11 protein-coding genes are annotated in these 17,161 nt (G+C 54.0%); 7 read left to right on the top strand and 4 right to left on the bottom strand.

Going from position 1 to position 17,161, the window contains the following annotated elements:
• Positions 1 to 19: 19 nt before the first annotated feature.
• From nadB to J7I43_RS10730, 4 genes are read right to left on the bottom strand one after another with little or no spacing between them, the layout of a single operon-like run.
• Positions 20 to 1,618 (bottom strand): L-aspartate oxidase, encoded by a 1,599-nt coding sequence (nadB, locus tag J7I43_RS10745; RefSeq protein WP_209145675.1) that lies wholly within the window; start codon positions 1,616 to 1,618, stop codon positions 20 to 22.
• A gap of 32 nt (positions 1,619 to 1,650) precedes the next feature.
• The gene (locus tag J7I43_RS10740) at positions 1,651 to 2,334 is read right to left on the bottom strand and encodes a lysoplasmalogenase (RefSeq protein WP_209145674.1); all 684 of its coding nucleotides are present in this window, start codon (positions 2,332 to 2,334) and stop codon (positions 1,651 to 1,653) included.
• A gap of 36 nt (positions 2,335 to 2,370) precedes the next feature.
• On the bottom strand, positions 2,371 to 3,705 hold the full coding sequence (locus tag J7I43_RS10735) for a sensor histidine kinase (RefSeq protein WP_209145673.1): 1,335 nt from the start codon (positions 3,703 to 3,705) through the stop codon (positions 2,371 to 2,373).
• Positions 3,705 to 5,051: a sigma-54-dependent transcriptional regulator gene (locus J7I43_RS10730; protein WP_209145672.1), complete on the bottom strand. Its 1,347-nt coding sequence runs from the start codon at positions 5,049 to 5,051 to the stop codon at positions 3,705 to 3,707. The genes J7I43_RS10735 and J7I43_RS10730 overlap by 1 nt, the downstream gene beginning before the upstream one ends.
• Before the next feature lie 346 nt (positions 5,052 to 5,397).
• On the opposite strand from J7I43_RS10730, the gene J7I43_RS10725 reads away from it, so the two are divergent.
• Genes J7I43_RS10725 through J7I43_RS10695 form a run of 7 tightly spaced genes read left to right on the top strand, consistent with a single transcriptional unit; the run spans position 5,398 to position 17,161 of the window.
• Positions 5,398 to 6,645 (top strand): efflux RND transporter periplasmic adaptor subunit, encoded by a 1,248-nt coding sequence (locus J7I43_RS10725; RefSeq protein ID WP_209145671.1) that lies wholly within the window; start codon positions 5,398 to 5,400, stop codon positions 6,643 to 6,645.
• 35 nt (positions 6,646 to 6,680) lie between these two features.
• Positions 6,681 to 7,370, top strand: a complete 690-nt coding sequence (locus J7I43_RS10720) for an ABC transporter ATP-binding protein (RefSeq protein ID WP_120517577.1) — start codon at positions 6,681 to 6,683, stop codon at positions 7,368 to 7,370.
• Between the two features lie 11 nt (positions 7,371 to 7,381).
• Complete coding sequence (locus J7I43_RS10715; RefSeq protein WP_209145670.1) at positions 7,382 to 9,739, top strand: ABC transporter permease; 2,358 nt, start codon at positions 7,382 to 7,384, stop codon at positions 9,737 to 9,739.
• Positions 9,740 to 9,741: 2 nt separating this feature from the next.
• Entirely contained in the window at positions 9,742 to 9,942 is a 201-nt protein-coding gene (locus tag J7I43_RS10710) for a hypothetical protein (RefSeq protein ID WP_209145669.1), read from the top strand.
• Positions 9,943 to 9,954: 12 nt separating this feature from the next.
• A complete protein-coding gene (locus J7I43_RS10705; protein WP_209145668.1) occupies positions 9,955 to 12,363 on the top strand; it encodes an ABC transporter permease in 2,409 nt (802 codons plus the stop codon).
• Between the two features lie 12 nt (positions 12,364 to 12,375).
• Positions 12,376 to 14,799: an ABC transporter permease gene (locus tag J7I43_RS10700; protein WP_209145667.1), complete on the top strand. Its 2,424-nt coding sequence runs from the start codon at positions 12,376 to 12,378 to the stop codon at positions 14,797 to 14,799.
• Position 14,800: 1 nt separating this feature from the next.
• On the top strand, positions 14,801 to 17,161 hold the full coding sequence (locus tag J7I43_RS10695; RefSeq protein ID WP_209145666.1) for an ABC transporter permease: 2,361 nt from the start codon (positions 14,801 to 14,803) through the stop codon (positions 17,159 to 17,161).

Below are 17,161 nucleotides of genomic sequence, written 5' to 3'. Positions count from 1 at the left end.
CTTTCGCTCTTTTTCGGTCTTACAGGATAATGTTCTGCACCAGGTCGCTCTTGTATGGATAATCCGTGTTGTAATGCAGGCCCCTGCTTTCTTTACGGAAGGTGGCGCCTTTCACGATAAGATATCCCGCGGTGATAAGGTTGCGTAATTCGCAAAGCTGCGGCGAAACGGCGGTTTCCTTATACAAGGCTTCCGTTTCAAGATGCAGTATGTCCAGCCGGCGCATGGCGCGCTCCAGGCGCACGTTCGTGCGCACGATGCCCACGTAGTCGCTCATGATCTGTTTCAGCTCCTTGAGGCTCTGCGTGATCAGGATCATCTCGCGCGGCGCATTGGTGCCCAGCGTGTTCCAGTCCGGCACGTTTTCTTTCAGGCCGATGCTGTCGATCGTTTTCACCGCGTCGAGGTAACAGCGGTGCGCGAATACCATGGCTTCGAGCAGGGAGTTGGAGGCCAGGCGGTTTGCGCCGTGAAGCCCTGTGCTGGCGCATTCCCCGGCCGCGTACAGGTTGCGGATGGACGTGCGGCCCTGCTCGTCGGTTTTGATGCCGCCGCAGCTGTAATGCGCCGCCGGCGCCACGGGTATCATGTCTTTGCTGACGTCGATACCGATGGATTTGCATTTTTCGTAAATGTTCGGGAAATGGTGCACGAACTTTTCCATGTCCATATGCCGGCAATCGAGGTACACATGCTCCGTACCGGTGATCTTCATTTCACTGTCTATCGCGCGGGCCACAATGTCGCGCGGGGCGAGGCTGAGGCGCTCGTCGTATTTGTGCATGAAGTCTTCCCCGTTGATGTTGCGGAGAATGCCGCCGTCGCCGCGTACGGCCTCGGTGATCAGGAAGGAGGGGTTTTCACCGGGCTGGTACAGCGCGGTGGGGTGGAACTGGATGAACTCCATATTCTCGATCCTCCCTTTGGCGCGGTATACCATGGCCACGCCGTCGCCCGTGGCGATCACGGGGTTGGTGGTGGTGCGGTATACCTGGCCGTTGCCGCCGGTGGCCAGCAGCGTGAGCTTCGACAGTATCTTTTCGATCTTGTTGGTTTTGAGGTTCAGCACGTAGATGCCGTAACACTCGATGTCCTGCGTGGATTTGGTGACGAGGAAACCCAGATGATGCTGGGTGATCAGCTCTACCACGAAGCAGTGGGTGATCAGCTCGATATTTTTTTTGCGGCGGATGGCTTCCAGCAGCGCGCGCTCTATCTCGCGGCCGGTAACGTCCTTATGATGGATCACGCGAAATTCGGAATGGCCGCCTTCTTTGCCGAGGGAGTAATCGCCGTCCGGCGATTTGTCGAACTGTGCGCCCCAGGAAATGAGCTCGTTTACACGGTCCGGCCCTTCCTTCACCACGATCTCCACCACCTGCTCGTTACAAAGCCCGTCGCCGGCGATCAGCGTGTCTTCGATATGCTTTTCAAAGCTGTCGTTCTCGAGGTCGTTCACCACGGCTACGCCGCCCTGCGCATATTTCGTATTGGTTTCATCTTCCCGGGTTTTGGTAAGGATCGTTACCTTTTTATCCGGACATTGCTCGGCCACTTTCAGGGCATACGTGAGCCCTGCAATTCCTGAGCCTACTACCAGGAAATCTGTTTGATGCATAGAACATCAAAATTAGGCAATTATACCGTTATTTAACCTTTGCGAGGGGGATGTTCCGCGGATTTCAGGTGCCGCAGGCTTCCTTCCACGATCATCCACTGGGCCAGCCCGTACGTGAGCATCACCAGCAGGCTGGCGCCGGGAAATGCCGCCAGGAATTTTTCCACCGCCAGCATGGAATCGGACAATACGAACAGCAAAGCCCCGCCGATGCAAAGCCTGCCCGCCTTGCCGGCGTTAAGCCCGAATGCCCGCACAGCGCTGAGAAACATCAGCGATATCACGGCCGTATACACGATCACGGCGGGTTTCAGATCGCCGAGACCGGGAGAAAGCAGCTGTACTAACCTCGTAGCATATACGGCGATAGCCGCCAGCGCCACGCCTTCTTTCCAACCGGGCCGGGGTTTGGGCCGCACGGAAAGGAAAAAACCGGTGTACAGCAGGTGCGCGGCCAGGAAACTGATCAGTCCCGCCACAAAATACTGCGGGAAAAGCAGGAACACGTCGCCGGACCAGGAAAAAATAATGGCGGAAAGAATGAAATTTTTGCTGCGCTGCGGCAGCCCGCCTGCCTGCGACCATCCGTAGAAGCCGAGCAGGATCATGATCAGTGGTTTCGTGGCGAACCGGGCATAGGGAATATCGAACGCTATCACACACAAATCAGCCAGCAGAATGAGAAGGTATAGCCCTCCCCAGTGTTTTGGTTGCATACGCTTGTGGAATTGTGCAGCCAACTTACGCCGTTTTTAATTGTTGAGCAATACATAAAAAGTTGTACCCTTTTCGGGTGGGCTCACAACTTTTAATTGGCCGCCATGCGACTGTATGATCTGCTGCGAAAGGCTCAGCCCGATGCCGGAGCCTTTCTTTTTCGTGGTGAAGAATGGAATGAAGATCTTCTCCATCGCTTCCGTTTCGATGCCCGGCCCGTTGTCCGATATTTCGATAACGATCTGGTTGGCGTTGCCCAGCGAGCCTTTTACGTGAATGAAGGGTTTGTCTGTATGTTCGAGCGCGTCCATCGCGTTTTTGACGAGATTGATAAGCACCATCTGCAGCTGCGTTTCGTCCGCGTGTATCTCGATGTTTTCCGGCGAAACCTGCGCCCGGTACGTGATGCCGGCGGCTTTCATATCGGCGAGCAGCAGGCTGCTCACGGACTGGATGAGCTGTTTGAGGTTGATGGTGGTGAACTGCGGCTTGGGCAGCGTGGTATAGTCGCGGTAGGCGTTCACGAAGTTCATGATGCCTTTGCTCCGGCTTTCAATGGTTTCCAGCGCTTCTTTCAGGTCTTCCACGGCTTCCACCTGGCCTTCCACGGGATGGATGTCGTGCTGCACGATCTCCTGCATCGTGCCGATGAGGCTTACGATGGGCGTTACGGAGTTCATGATCTCGTGCCGCAATATCTTGGTGAGGTTCTGCCAGGCCTCCAGCTCTTTCTGCTGCAGCTCCGCATGAATGTTCTGCAGCGAAATAAGTTTCACCAGCCTTCCCTGCAAACGTACGGTGGCGGCGTGAATAGACAGCTGCTGCCCGTTTTGCGTGGCGTACAGCGATTTATGCCCGGCGGGCAATTGCAGCAGCAGCTCCGCCAGGTCGGGATGCGGGTTCTTCAGCTCGTCGAGATACCGGAGACGGTAAATGCCCATGAGCCGGAAGGCCGCGGGATTGATCAGCTCGATCTTCCCGTCCGAATCAAAAGACAGCACGCCGATGCTGATGTGCTGGATGATGGTGTCGATGTATTTGAGATTGGCTTCTCTTTCCGCGCGGGTTTGTCGGAAGGCTTCGAGCACTTCGTTGAACTGGTGGTTGAGCGCGCTGAAACTTTTTCCCAGTTTGTTATCCGCACTGAAACGGATGGAAAAGTCCTCGTAGCGGATCGCTTCGAGAAACAGCGTGAGCTTGCGGTTCACGCGGTTGAGATAATGGTACAGGTTCATGATCTCCGCGACCAGCAAGGGCACCAGCAGCAGCACTACCAGCGGGTAACCGTTCCACCACAGCCAGCAGCCGGTCATGATCGTAACGATCAGCACGATGATACGCAGGAGGATATTAAGGCTAAACCGGTTCATCAGAGATTATATTTTTCCATGCGCCTGTACAGGGCCGCACGGCTCAAACCCAGTTCCTTGGCGGCGTCTGTGATATTGCCATTGCATTTTTTCAAAGCTTGGCTGATCATGTTGCGTTCCATTTCCTCGAGGTTGAACCCTGTGTCGAGCGATTCGGCGGCGGCGTTCGTTTTTACAAATACGTCTTTGGGCATCAGCGTTTTCCCCTGACAAAGTATCACCGCTCTTTCGATCGCGTGCTGCAGCTCGCGGATGTTGCCCGGCCAGTCGTACTTTTCCAGCTGGGTGATCAGCGTCTCATGCAGGAACGCCACGGGCCGGTTGTATTTTTTTCGGTACAGCCCGAGGAAATATTCGGCCAGCGGCACGATATCTTCTCTCCGGTCGCGCAGCGGGGGCAGGTGTATCTCGATGGTGTTCACGCGGTACAGCAGGTCTTGCCGGAACAGCTGCTGCACGGCCATTTGCCCGATGTTGCGGTTGGTGGCGCAGATCAGCCGTACGTCCACATTCTGGGCTTTGTTGGAGCCCACGCGGGTAACGGCCCTGTTTTGCAGCACGGTGAGCAGTTTGGCCTGGAAAGGAATGGAGATGTTGCCGATCTCGTCCAGGAAAATGGAGCCGCCGTTGGCTTCTTCGAAGCGGCCGGCGCGGTCGTCGCGCGCATCGGTGAAGGCGCCTTTGACGTGACCGAACAGCTCGCTTTCGAACAGGGTTTCGCTGAGCGCGCCGAGGTCTACGCTCACGAAAGATTTATCGCGGCGCAGGCTGAGAGAATGGATATGCCGGGCCAGCAGATCTTTGCCGGTGCCGTTTTCGCCGAGTATGAGAATATTCGCGTCCGTTCCCGCCACGCGCGAAACGGTTTCCATTACTTCCTGCATGGCCGGGCTGTCGCCGATGAGCACATTGTCTGTATGCAAAGTAGCGCCGCCCGCTTTTTTCTCCTGTTTGGACTGGTGCGTTTGCACGGCGGTTTGCAGGGTGGCGAGCAGTTTGTCGTTTTCCCAGGGTTTCAGCACAAAATCCACCGCCCCGGCCTTGATGGCGCGAACGGCCATTTCCACGTCGCCATAAGCGGTAAACAATACCACCGTGGCTTTGGGATTGATATCGAGAATGCGGTCCAGCCATTCGAAACCTTCTTTTCCGCTGCTGAGGTCGCGGGTGAAGTTCATATCCAGGAGGATCACGTCATATTCGAAATTGCTGACGAGATAAGGGATCTTTTGCGGGTTCTTTTCGAAGTCCACCTGTGCGAAATGACGCTTCAGCAGCAGCCGCGCCGCGCGTAATACATCTACATCATCGTCTACGATCAGGATTTTTCCTTGCTGGGTGCTCATATGAGTAAAAAATTAATGCCTGGTTAGCGAAACTGTTGTAAATCCAATGTTTTGCAAATGGCACACTGCAAAACATATTCCGGCCGGTGCCGGAAGCAGGTTAAAACGGGCGGGGAAAATTCCCTAAACGGCCCGGGGACAATATTAAACAAAGATTTTATTGCCTGTAAAGGATTTTTCCGGGGCAGCCCGCGCCGCGCCCGGATGTCCGGATTCGGACACTGCCTGTCCGCTTTGGAACAGGGGCGGACAGGTCTCATAGGCTCTTATCCGCCATGGTAGGGCTTTTCGCGATTTGGCACGGCTTGGCACATGGATTGACTTACGGGGGGCAGCAATTACTAACATGGACAGACAACTCAAAAAGAAATTCTGGAACAAACAAAGGATATTCCTGTTCGGAGGCGGCGGCGCCCTGGTGCTGCTCGTGCTGTGGAGCTTTGTTTTCGCTGACAAAAGGAGCAAACTGAACGTGGAAAAGGACAAGATCACGATTTCCCCCGTTACCAAAGGCTCTTTCGACGAATATATCGCCGTAACCGCGGTGGTGCATCCCCTCAAAACCATCCGTCTCGACGCCATTGAAGGCGGGTACGTGGCCCGTAAATTCCTGGAAGGCGGCAGCATGGTAAAAAGGGGCGATTCCATCCTGGCGCTTGAAAACCAGCGGCTGATGATGGACTTCGTGAACCGTGAAACGGAAATGTACCGCCTCATCAACGAACTGCAGAATACTCGTCTGCGCCTGAAGCAGGACCGTTTCGCCCTGGAAAAAACGCTCAGCGACCTCGATTACCAGGTAGACCAGGCCAAAGACCTCTACGAAAGGAACAATAAACTCTGGAAAGACAAAGTGGTGGCCGAGCAGGAGTACCTCAAAACCAAACGCGAGTACGAACGCCTCACGCGCCAGCGAGAGATCGAAATAAAAAGCCAGGAATACCAGCTGGACAATGCGCAGACGCAGATCGTGCAACTGGAAGGCACCATCGCCCGCACACAGCGTAATCTTTCGCTGATGAAAGACAACCTGGCCAACCTGGTGGTGCGCGCGCCGGTAGACGGGCAGCTTTCTTCCATCAACGTGGAAGTGGGCACCAGCATACAGGCCGGTGAAAACATCGGGCAGATCGACGACCTGGACGGATTTAAGATGCGCGCCGAAGTAGACGAGCATTATATTTCCCGCGTGTTCGCCGGTTTGAAAGCCAGCTTCGAATTCAACGGCAAAGCCAACGAAATGGAGATCACGAAAGTGTATCCCGAGGTAAAGAACGGCCGTTTCGAAGTAGATATGAATTTTGTAAAAGCCGCCCCCGAAGGCATCCGCCGCGGGCAATCCTCTCCTGTCCGCCTTGAGCTTGGAAAATCTTCCGAAGCCTTACTTTTGCCTGCAGGCGGGTTCTTCTCGGATACCGGCGGCAACTGGGTGTATGTTGTTGAAAAAGGCGGCAAACGCGCCATTAAACGCAAAATATCCCTGGGCCGGAAAAACCCTGTATATTTTGAAGTACTGGAAGGCCTCAACGAAGGCGACCAGGTAATTACTTCCTCTTATGAGAACTTCGGGGAAAAAGAAGTACTGGAATTTTAACCCGCTCACCATCCAATCACAAACAAATTATTACCATGATCAGAACAGTCAATTTACAAAAGCTCTTTACTACGGAAGAAGTAGAAACAACCGCTCTCAACGGCATCAATATGGACGTGCAGGATGGTGAGTTCGTGGCCATCATGGGGCCTTCCGGCTGCGGGAAATCCACGCTGCTGAACATTCTCGGCCTGCTGGACAATCCTTCGCACGGCGAATATCATTTCTGGGACAAGGAAGTGGCCCGCATGAGCGAACGCCAGCGCGCGCAGCTGCGCAAAGGCGCCATCGGCTTCGTATTCCAGAGCTTTAACCTCATCGACGAGCTGACGGTTTTCGAAAACGTGGAGCTGCCCCTGCTGTATCTCAAAGTACCCGCGGCAGACCGCAAAAAAAGAGTGGAAGAAGTGCTGGAACGCATGAACATCATGCACCGCCGCAACCACTTCCCGCAGCAGCTTTCCGGCGGCCAGCAACAACGCGTGGCCATCGCCCGTGCCGTAGTTGCCAAACCCAAGCTGATACTGGCGGACGAACCCACCGGTAACCTCGATTCCACCAACGGCGAAGAAGTGATGAAACTGCTCCAGGAGCTTAACGACGCCGGCACCACGCTCATCATGGTAACGCACTCGCCCTACGACGCCGGTTTCGCGCATCGCATCGTAAACCTGTTCGACGGTAAGGTGGTAACGGAAAATATCAAGGAACAATTTCACGTATAATCATTCCCATTATGCTCCGTAATATCAAAGTCGCATTCAGAACGCTCTTTTCGCAAAAGCTCTACGCCTTCATCATTATCGTGGGGCTGGGCATCGGGCTGGCTATCAGTACGCTGCTGCTTAGCTGGGTGCAGGACGAGCGGAGTTTCGACAGCTTTCATGCCAAAGCGAAGGATATTTACAGGGTAAACAGTCATTTTCTGAGCGGCGCCAAAATCCAGAACTGGTCCTCCTCACAGGCGGCGGTGGCGCCTCATGCAAAAGATGCCGTTCCCGGCGTGATAGACGCGGTGCGTGTATCCGCCATATGGGGAGACATGAAGAAATTCGAAGCCAACGGGAATACTTTTTATGAGAAAGAAGAAACCGCTGCTTATGTGGACCCTTCTTTTTTTACCATGTTTGATTTTCCTATCCGGAAGGGAAGCGTTTTCCCGGACGTTAATTCCGTGGTGCTTACCGAATCTTACGCCGGGAAATATTTTGGCAAAGAAGACCCGCTGGGAAAGGTGATCACCGTCGACAATAAAAAACAATACACCGTATGCGGCACCATCGCGGATATGCCGCGTACCTCCACCATTCAATATTCCATGCTTTTCCCGATAAAGAGCCTGAACGGGATGTACAGCGGTAAAGGCGATTGGAAATCGATGGATGCGGACTGGGGAAGTTTTTACGTAGTCACTTACCTGCAGCTGAAACCCGGAACAGACACCGCAAAAACCAACAAACTGCTTTCCGAACAATGGATCAAGGGCAGCACGAAGGAAACGATACCCCACAGGGGCTACACTGTTCAGCCGCTGCCGGACACGCACCTGTACGAGATCTCCGGTGAGGAGGGTCTGATGAAAGTGGTGCGCATCTTTTTTATCGTAGCGATCGTGATATTGCTCATCGCGGGGATCAATTATGTGAACCTCGCCACTGCCCGCGCACATCAGCGCGCCGTGGAAATCAGCGTGCGCAAGCTGATCGGGGCGAACCGCTGGCAGCTTTTCCACCAGTTCATGACCGAATCCGCCGTCGTGTTCGTGCTGGCTGCGATCTTGTCTGTTATTGTAATGTGGATATTACTGCCTTTTTATAACGATCTCACTGAGAAAACGACCGGTTTTGCGGAAATCAGCGGGCAGATATTGCTGACGCTGGCGATCAGCAGCGTGATCATGTTGCTGATGGCGGCCGTTTATCCGGCTTTGCGCCTCATGCGTTTTAATCCTATCCAGTCGCTGAAGGGAAGAACCGCCATGAGCGGCGGCATGTTCCGGAAAATGCTGGTCGTAACGCAATTTTTTATTTCCATCGTGCTCATCGGTTGTACGATCGCGATAGGCATGCAGCTGAAATATATCAACAACAAACCGCTCGGTTTCAACCGGGACAATGTGATCCTGTTCGAAGCGCGCAATATGTACGACCACATCGAAGCCGCAAAAGACAGGCTGGGCGATATTCCCGGCGTGAAAGCGGTTTTCTCCGGCAACGCCGATCTCGCCACGTTGAACAACGGCACCAGCGATACGGACTGGGACGGGAGAGAGGAGAACATGAGCCTCAACATTAAATTCATGAGCGTAGACGCGGACTTTATGCCTGCCATGCAAATGGAAATGAAAGAAGGGCGAATGTTCCGCCCCGGCAAAGCCGATTCCGCCAGCTACATCCTCAACGAGGCAGCCATCCGGGTGATCGGCATGAAAGACCCCATCGGCAAAAGGTTTAAGCTAAAAAACACAGACGGCATTATCGTCGGCGTGGTAAAAGATTTTCACATCAGTTCGATGCACAATAAAATTCCGCCCGTGGTGCTGACTTACAGGCCCAGGGGATGGATGGTGAACGTAAGAACTTCGGGGGAAAACACGCCCGCCACCCTCGCTGCCATTGAAAAGATATGGAAAGAATACAACCCGGAATACCGCTTCGAACATACGTTCATGCAGGATTCCTTTACGAAGATCTATAGCGAGGAAACCCGCACCGGCAAACTGTTCACCTGGTTTGCCGGCGTGGCGGTCTTCCTTTCCTGCCTCGGCTTGTTCGGCCTGGCCACCTTCACCATTCACCAGCGGACGAAAGAAATAGGCATCCGCAAAGTGCTGGGCGCATCCGTAACCGGCATCGTTCAGCTTATCACCAAAGATTTTGTGAAACTCGTAATCATAGCTATCCTGCTGGCCACGCCGCTGAGCTGGTACGCCACCGAACAGTGGCTGCAGGGATATGAATACCGTACAATCATACCATTCTGGGTTTTTCTCCTGGCGGGCGGCGTAGCCGTACTGGTGGCCGTTTTTACCATCGGCACGCAATCCGTGAAAGCCGCGCTGATGAACCCTGTGCGAACACTCAAAACTGAGTAATCATGGAAAAGATCAATTGTGCAATCAGTAAAGTGCTGGATTTCCAGTTAGGCTCCGGCGCTGTTTCCTGTCAGGCGAACGCATCGTCCACAACCGGTTTCGACCTGATGGTGCTGATGCCGTACATGACGATCCCTTTTCTCCTGGTGCTGATGGCCGGCCTCCTGGCGATAGACCAGTATCGCAGGAAAACATCACTTTAACCGTTTTTTCATATGATCAGGAATTACATCAAAGTGGCCATGCGCCACCTTATGCGCAACAAGGGGATCACGGTGATCAATATCGCCGGGCTTGCCATCGGCATGGCCTGCTGCATCCTGATCGTGCTGTTCATCAAAGACGAACTGAGCTACAACGGTTTTCATAAGGATGCGTCTTCCATCTACCGCCTCAATTCCCTCATCAAAGACAAGAACTGGACCGGACAGATGGGCATTTCCCAGTTCGGCGCGGCGCCCAATCTCAGGCAGGAGCTGAGCCGGGTGAAAGAGACCGTGAGGTTTTACGAAGTGCATGAAGTGATCGTGTCCGCCAAAAACGAAGAGTACCGCCAGGAAAAAACCGTATTTGCCGACGCCGGTTTTTTCAGCATGTTCAGTTTTCCCCTGCTGAGCGGCAACCCCGCCACTGTCTTGAAAGATCCTTATACCGTTGTACTTACTGAAAACACTGCGAAGAAATTTTTCGGGAATGAAAATCCCATCGGCAAAGTGATCCGCATACAGGACGATTACGATTGTTACGTGACAGGCGTGGCGAAAGCCGCGCCGGCAAACAGTGACCTTCAGTTCGAAATGGTGATGTCCTTTTCCACTTATATGCAGAACGCAGCGAAAGCGGGCTTCAATCCGGAAGAAAACTGGTTTGGCTTTACTTCTAACTATACCTTCGTGCGGCTCCCTGACGGAGTTACCGGAGCTGCGCTGGCCGGAGAACTTAAACAATTTGCGGATAAATATGTTGGCCCTTCCGCCAAAACGTTGGGCAATGAATTCAACTACCGCCTTCAACCGCTAACGGACATCCATCTGTATCCTGACGGCGATACGGATAAAGCGAATTATGTTTCCCGCCTGTACATTTACGGTTGGATCGGCTTTTTCATCATCCTGATCGCGTGTATCAACTTCATGAACCTCGTTACCGCAAGAGGTAGCGAACGCGCTGTGGAAGTGGGTTTGAGAAAAGTGATGGGCGCGGAGCGTAAAACGCTTATTTCGCAGTTCCTCGTTGAATCCGTGATCATCAGCCTGCTGGCGTTTGCGTTTGCGGTCCTGGTGGCGGCCATCGTATTGCCCGGCTTCAATTTCGTGACGGATAAAACGATGGCGCTTTTCGGCGCCGCGAATATCATGATGTTCGCCGTGCTGCTGCTTATCGCCATCACAGTGGGCCTGCTGGCCGGAAGTTATCCCGCATTATATCTTTCAGGCTTCGTGCCGGTGCGGATATTAAAAGGCGATCTCGCCACATCCGGCCACCGCTCGCTGTTCCGCAAAACGCTGGTGGTGTCTCAGTTCACCATCGCCCTTGTACTCATCATCGCTACGGTGGTGATGTATACGCAGCTGCGCTACATGCGGGAAAAAGACCTGGGATACAACAAACAGGGGTTGATGACCTTCTATCTGAACAACAACAAACAGGCCCCGCTGAGAAATACGTTCAAAACGGAAATGACGAATCTTCCTTTCGTAAAACATGCCGCCTATACCAATATGCCGCTGGGCGGGCAAAGCGCGAGCAACAATCCCGTGGGGCTGGAAGGTGCGCGTGAAGATGAGAGCATTTCGGCGATCGTGATCCATGCGGATTTCAACTACTTCACCAACATCGGCGCGAGGTTCGTTGCGGGAAGGGACTTTTCAGAAAAATTCCCTTCCGATTCCCTCGACGCTTATGTGATCAACGAAGCCGCCGTAAAGAAGCTGGGGCTGAAAGACCCAGTGATAGGCAGCAGGATCGTATGGCGCGGAACGAGTGTGCCGCGGCCGGGGAAAGTGATTGGCGTGGTGCAGGACTTTAATATGCAAACCCTGCGTTTGCCGATAGAGCCGATGGTATCGCTGATCCGTAACAACAGGGCCGGCATGCTTACCATCCGCCTGGCAGACGGCGACAGGCAGGCGCAGCTGGCGCAGATAGAAAGCGTGTGGAAAAGGCTGATGCCTGCGTTCCCATTTAATTATCGTTTTGTTGAAAATGAACTGGGTAATCAATATCTCGTTGAACAGCGCTCCGGCAGCCTGTTTGGAGCATATGCCTGTCTTGCCGTGATCATCGCCTGCCTGGGCCTTTTCGGCCTGGCCATGCTGGTGGCGAGGCAGCGCACCAAAGAGATCGGGATACGCAAAGTGCTGGGCGCTTCGGTAAGCAGCATCACGGCGCTGCTGTCTAAAGACTTTTTGCAGCTGGTGGCCATCGCCATCGTGATTTCCGCGCCGCTGGCCTGGTTCGGCATGAACAAATGGCTCGCCGAATTTCCTTTCCGTACGCCGTTCCCCTGGTGGGCCATGGTGGCGGCGGGTTTGTTGGCGCTGGTCGTGGCTTTCCTAACCATCAGTTTCCAGTCTGTAAAGGCTGCATTACTCAACCCCGTGCGCTCGCTGCGCTCGGAATAAAACCTGCAGGTCATGATCCGCAACTACTTTAAAATAGCGCTGCGTAACTTGTGGAAACACAAAACGAATACCTTCATCAACCTGCTGGGGCTCACGGTGGCGTTCACCATTTGCCTGTTGTTGTTGCTGAGCGTGTATTTTGAATTTTCTTTCAATAAATTCCACTACCAGCCGCATAACCTTTACAGGGCTTATTTTAAAGTACAGCTGCCGGAAAATCCCTCCCTGCAGCCTTCCATGCCGGAACCGCTGCTGAAAGAGCTGAAAAGCCAGTTCCCCGCCGTGCAGGCCGGTACGCGTTACAACCGCAACGGCTGCGAGATCGAATATAACGGCAAACATTTTTTTAACGACCAGTTCGCTTTCGTAGACCCGGATTTTTTCACCATGTTCAGCTTCCCGCTGGAAAAGGGAAATGCCTCACAGGCGCTGGCCGGTCTTGACAATATCGTGCTGTCGCACGCCACGGCCGCCGCTATTTTCGGCAACGAAGACCCGGTTGGCAAACAGCTGCGCGTGCAGTCCGGCGGGCCGTGGAAAGTATTCACCGTAAGCGGCGTGGCCGCCGAAGTGCCGGCTACTTCCAGCATCGATTTCGATGCGGTGGCGCGTTTCGAGCATGGTTTTACATATGCGCCCACCATCGGGAAATGGGACGCGACCAATCACGACGTGATCATCCGCCTCAAAGAAGGCGCGGACGTAAAAACATTTGAAAAAGCGGTGCAGGGCCTCATCAATCTTCAATACAAAGATTACATCAGCGACCTGAAACGCGACGGCGCGCGCCCCGCGCCCAACGGGCAATACATGGAACTGCTCATGCAACCGTATCTCGATATGCATACCGATACCAGCATGCGCGGTGTGGGCGACACCATTAGCCGCTCGTACCTGTATATGCTGCTGTCTGTCGCGATACTGGTGATGTTCATCGCCTGCATCAACTTCGTGAACCTTTCGGTAGGCCGTTCCTTCACCCGCTCGCGCGAAGTGGGCCTGCGCAAAACGCTCGGGGCCATGCCGCTGCAGGTGGGCATGCAGTTTTGGGGCGAAGCGGCCATCATCTGCGGGCTCGCGCTTTGCATCAGCGTGCCGCTGTTTTATTTCCTGCTGCCGCATTACAAAGCGATCTTCGGCAGCAGTCTGGACACCGGCGTATTGCTGCAGCCCGGCATTATTGCCGCGGTGATCGGCGCCTTCCTGCTGGTGACGGTGCTGGCGGGCGGTTATCCCGCGCTGGTGATGATCCGTATGAACGCGGTGCATATTCTCAAAGGCAAATTAAAGCTGAAAACTTCCGGCGGCCTGCGCAACGGCCTCATCATCGGGCAATTTTCCATCGCGATATTGCTGATCGGCTGCACGCTGATAGCCTGGCAACAATTGAATTTCCTGCGCGCGCGACCGCTCGGCTACAATAGTTCGCAGGTGGTGAGCATCCCGGTGGGGCAGGAGGTAGACGGCCGCGAAGCGCTCGAGCTGCTGCGGCAAAAACTCAACGCGGAACCATCCGTGCTCAGCGTTTCCGGTCTTTCCAAAAACATGGGCGTAGGCATCGACGGCAGCAGCTACACCTATTCAGTAGGCTTCGATTATAAAAACCGCACCGTAACCATGGAATGGCTGAACGTAGGATATGATTTCACAAAAACTATGGAACTGTCCATGGCTGCGGGCCGCGACTTCTCCCGCAATTTCACGACAGACAGCACCGGCATTGTGATCAACGAGCAGATGGCGCGGAAGATGGGCGTGAAAGACGCCGTGGGAGAAGTATTCCAGGTAGAAGAGCTGGGTCTGGGGCTGAAGGTGATCGGTGTGGTGAAAGACTTTAATTTCCAGAGCCTGCACCGGCCGGTAGAGCCGATGGGCCTTGTGATGAACAAGGAAATGCCCATTAATTACCTGCTCGTAAAAGTGCGGCCGGACAATCTGCCGGGGATAATGAACAAACTGAAAACGACCTGGGCGCAGATCGCACCGCGCTCCGAGTTCAGGGGCAGTTTCCTCGACGAAAACATCGACCGTCAATATAACCGCGAAGAAAAATTCACACAGATTTTCGTATATGCGGCGGTGGTAGCCATCGTGCTTTCCTGCCTCGGCCTCTTCGCGCTCGCCGTGCTCGCCATTATGCAGCGCACCCGTGAGATCGGCATCCGTAAGGCATTGGGCGCTTCCACGGGTAGCATCGTGCAGCTTATCACAAAAGATTTTGTAAAACTCATCGTCGTTGCTATGATCATCGCCACGCCGCTGGCCTGGTATTTCATGAGCATCTGGCTGAAAGACTTTGCCTTCAGCGTTCGCATACAATGGTGGTGGCTGCTGGCCGCTGGCCTCATGGCGCTTGCGGTGGCGCTGTGCACCATCGGTTACCAGTCGCTCAAAGCGGCGTTCGCCAACCCGGTAAAGTCGTTAAAAACGGAATAACATGCTGAGAAATTACATCAAGATCGCCTGGAGAAATCTTTGGAACAACAAAGTATTCGGTATCATCAATATCACCGGCCTTACCATCGGGCTTACGTGCTGTATGTTCATCCTGTTGTGGGTGGCGAACGAATGGAACTTTAACCGCAATCACAAAAACCTCGGCGACATCTACCAGGTGTACGAGCACCAGTATTATTCCCATGGCGACATTCTTACCGTTACCGCCACGCCAGGCCCCATTGCGGACCAGCTGAAGGCGGAAGTGCCCGGCATCCTGAAAGCCGGCCATCTTTCCTGGAACGATGAAAAACTTTTTTCCGTCGGCGACAAACATCTCAAATTCGAAGGACAGTACGGCAACAACGACATTCTTTCCGTTTTTTCCCTGCCCTTCGTCGAAGGCGATCCCGCCACGGCGCTGAAAGGCCCCAACGATATTTTGCTGACCGAAAAAATGGCGCACAGTCTTTTCGGCGACGCCAAAGCCATAGGTCAGATCGTGAGGGTGGACAACAAGGAGGATTACATGGTTTGCGGGGTGATCAAAGACCTTCCCGCCAATTCGTCCTTCACATTCAACTGGCTGCTGCCGTTCGAAAGACTGGTACAGGAAAACGAATGGCTGAAACAGTGGGGCAGCAATGCGCCCCGCACCTACGTACGCCTCGATCCCAAAGTGGATTTCAATAAAGTGAATGCGCGTGCGAAAGGCATCATCCAGCGGAACCACAAAGATTCTAAAACGGAAGTGTTCCTTTATCCTTTCGAAGATACCTACCTCAAAGGCCAGTTCAGCGAAGGAAAACTAACTGGCGGGCGCATCGAATACGTGCGGCTGTTTATCGTGGTGGCGGTTTTTGTGCTGCTGATCGCCTGCATTAATTTTATGAATTTGTCCACCGCGCGGGGCATTCAGCGCAGCAAGGAAGTGGGTGTGCGCAAAAGCATCGGCGCCGGCCGGTCCACATTGGTTTCGCAGTTCCTCGGGGAATCTTTCGCGCTGGTGTTCATCGCTTCGGCATTGGCGGTGCTGCTGGTTTGGGTGCTGCTGCCTTCTTTTGAAAAGATGGTGAACGTAACGCTCACGGTAAAGATCTTCACCTGGTACAACCTGCTGGGGCTCTTCCTCCTCGCGCTTTTCACGGGTTTTGTAGCCGGCAGTTACCCCGCCTTTTACCTTTCTTCCCTCGACCCCGTGGCCACGCTTAAAGGCGGCATGCTGCGGCTGCGCTCCAGCGCCATCTGGCTCAGGAAAGGGCTGGTCGTGTTCCAGTTCGTGATCTCCACTGTGTTGATCGTGGCGGCTTTCCTGATCTACCAGCAGATACAGTTCATCAAAAACCGCAACCTCGGCCTGAATAAAGACCAGGTGGTGTACATGCTGAACGAAGACAAGATATTGCAAAACGAAGACGCGTTCCGCAACGCATTGGCAGGCATGCCGGGCATTGTGGCGTCTTCCACTTCAGACCAGCTGCCGATCCGCGTGGGCAGCAACTTCCAGGGCGTTTCGTGGCCGGGTAAAGGCGCGAACGAATCCGTGCTGATCGATTATTTATGGACCGGTTTCGATTTCGATAAAACGATGCAGCTCGAAATGGTGGAGGGCAGGATGTTTTCTCCCGCTTACCCCACCGATCAGCAGGGCCTGGTGATCAACGAAACGGCGGCGAAACTGATGAAGCTGAAACAGCCTTACGTGGGCCAGCTGCTGACCGTAGACGATCAGCAGAAGCCCATCATCGGTGTGGTGAAGGATTTCTCCACCAGTCATCTTTCCAAAAAGATCGCGCCGCTGCTGATGCGGTACACAAGCGGCACCAACCGCTACGTACTGGTGCGCGTGCAGCCCGGCAATCTCGACGCCGCGCTGGCCAGCCTCGAATCGGTGTATAAAAAATTCAACCCCGAATATCCTTTCAACATAAAATACCTCGACGAATATTTCGCAAAGATGTACGCCAGCGAACAGGTGATCGGCCGTTTGTCTGCCGGGTTCACCGTGCTCGCCATTCTTATCGCCTGTCTCGGGTTGTTTGGTCTCGCCACTTTCACGGCGCAGCAGCGCACCAAGGAGATCGGCATCCGCAAAGTGCTGGGCGCCACCATCGGGCAGATACTGGTATTGCTGAGCAAGGAATTCCTGCGGCTGGTGCTGATCGCCGTGGCCATCGCCATGCCGCTGGCGGCGTATTTCATGCACGACTGGCTGAACAGGTTCGCATATCATGTGGAGATTGCCTGGTGGGTGTTTATCGTGACCGCGCTGCTGGCCGTTACGCTGGCGATGCTCACGGTAAGTTACCAGTCCGTGAAAACCGCGCGGATGAACCCTGTAAAATCCCTAAGAACTGAATAA

The sequence above is a fragment of the Chitinophaga chungangae genome (assembly GCF_017742215.1).
GTDB classification, from domain to species: domain Bacteria; phylum Bacteroidota; class Bacteroidia; order Chitinophagales; family Chitinophagaceae; genus Chitinophaga; species Chitinophaga chungangae.
Note: the sequence above shows the minus strand (reverse complement) of the source record. Positions and strands in the feature narration are given on the sequence as shown.

What these genes read in the sequence shown, in the direction of transcription:
- nadB (WP_209145675.1), bottom strand. Translation starts at nt 1,618, where the DNA reads ATGCATCAAACAGATTTCCTGGTAGTAGGCTCAGGAATTGCAGGGCTC.
- J7I43_RS10740 (WP_209145674.1), bottom strand. Translation starts at nt 2,334, where the DNA reads ATGCAACCAAAACACTGGGGAGGGCTATACCTTCTCATTCTGCTGGCT.
- J7I43_RS10735 (WP_209145673.1), bottom strand. Translation starts at nt 3,705, where the DNA reads ATGAACCGGTTTAGCCTTAATATCCTCCTGCGTATCATCGTGCTGATC.
- J7I43_RS10730 (WP_209145672.1), bottom strand. Translation starts at nt 5,051, where the DNA reads ATGAGCACCCAGCAAGGAAAAATCCTGATCGTAGACGATGATGTAGAT.
- J7I43_RS10725 (WP_209145671.1), top strand. Translation starts at nt 5,398, where the DNA reads ATGGACAGACAACTCAAAAAGAAATTCTGGAACAAACAAAGGATATTC.
- J7I43_RS10720 (WP_120517577.1), top strand. Translation starts at nt 6,681, where the DNA reads ATGATCAGAACAGTCAATTTACAAAAGCTCTTTACTACGGAAGAAGTA.
- J7I43_RS10715 (WP_209145670.1), top strand. Translation starts at nt 7,382, where the DNA reads ATGCTCCGTAATATCAAAGTCGCATTCAGAACGCTCTTTTCGCAAAAG.
- J7I43_RS10710 (WP_209145669.1), top strand. Translation starts at nt 9,742, where the DNA reads ATGGAAAAGATCAATTGTGCAATCAGTAAAGTGCTGGATTTCCAGTTA.
- J7I43_RS10705 (WP_209145668.1), top strand. Translation starts at nt 9,955, where the DNA reads ATGATCAGGAATTACATCAAAGTGGCCATGCGCCACCTTATGCGCAAC.
- J7I43_RS10700 (WP_209145667.1), top strand. Translation starts at nt 12,376, where the DNA reads ATGATCCGCAACTACTTTAAAATAGCGCTGCGTAACTTGTGGAAACAC.
- J7I43_RS10695 (WP_209145666.1), top strand. Translation starts at nt 14,801, where the DNA reads ATGCTGAGAAATTACATCAAGATCGCCTGGAGAAATCTTTGGAACAAC.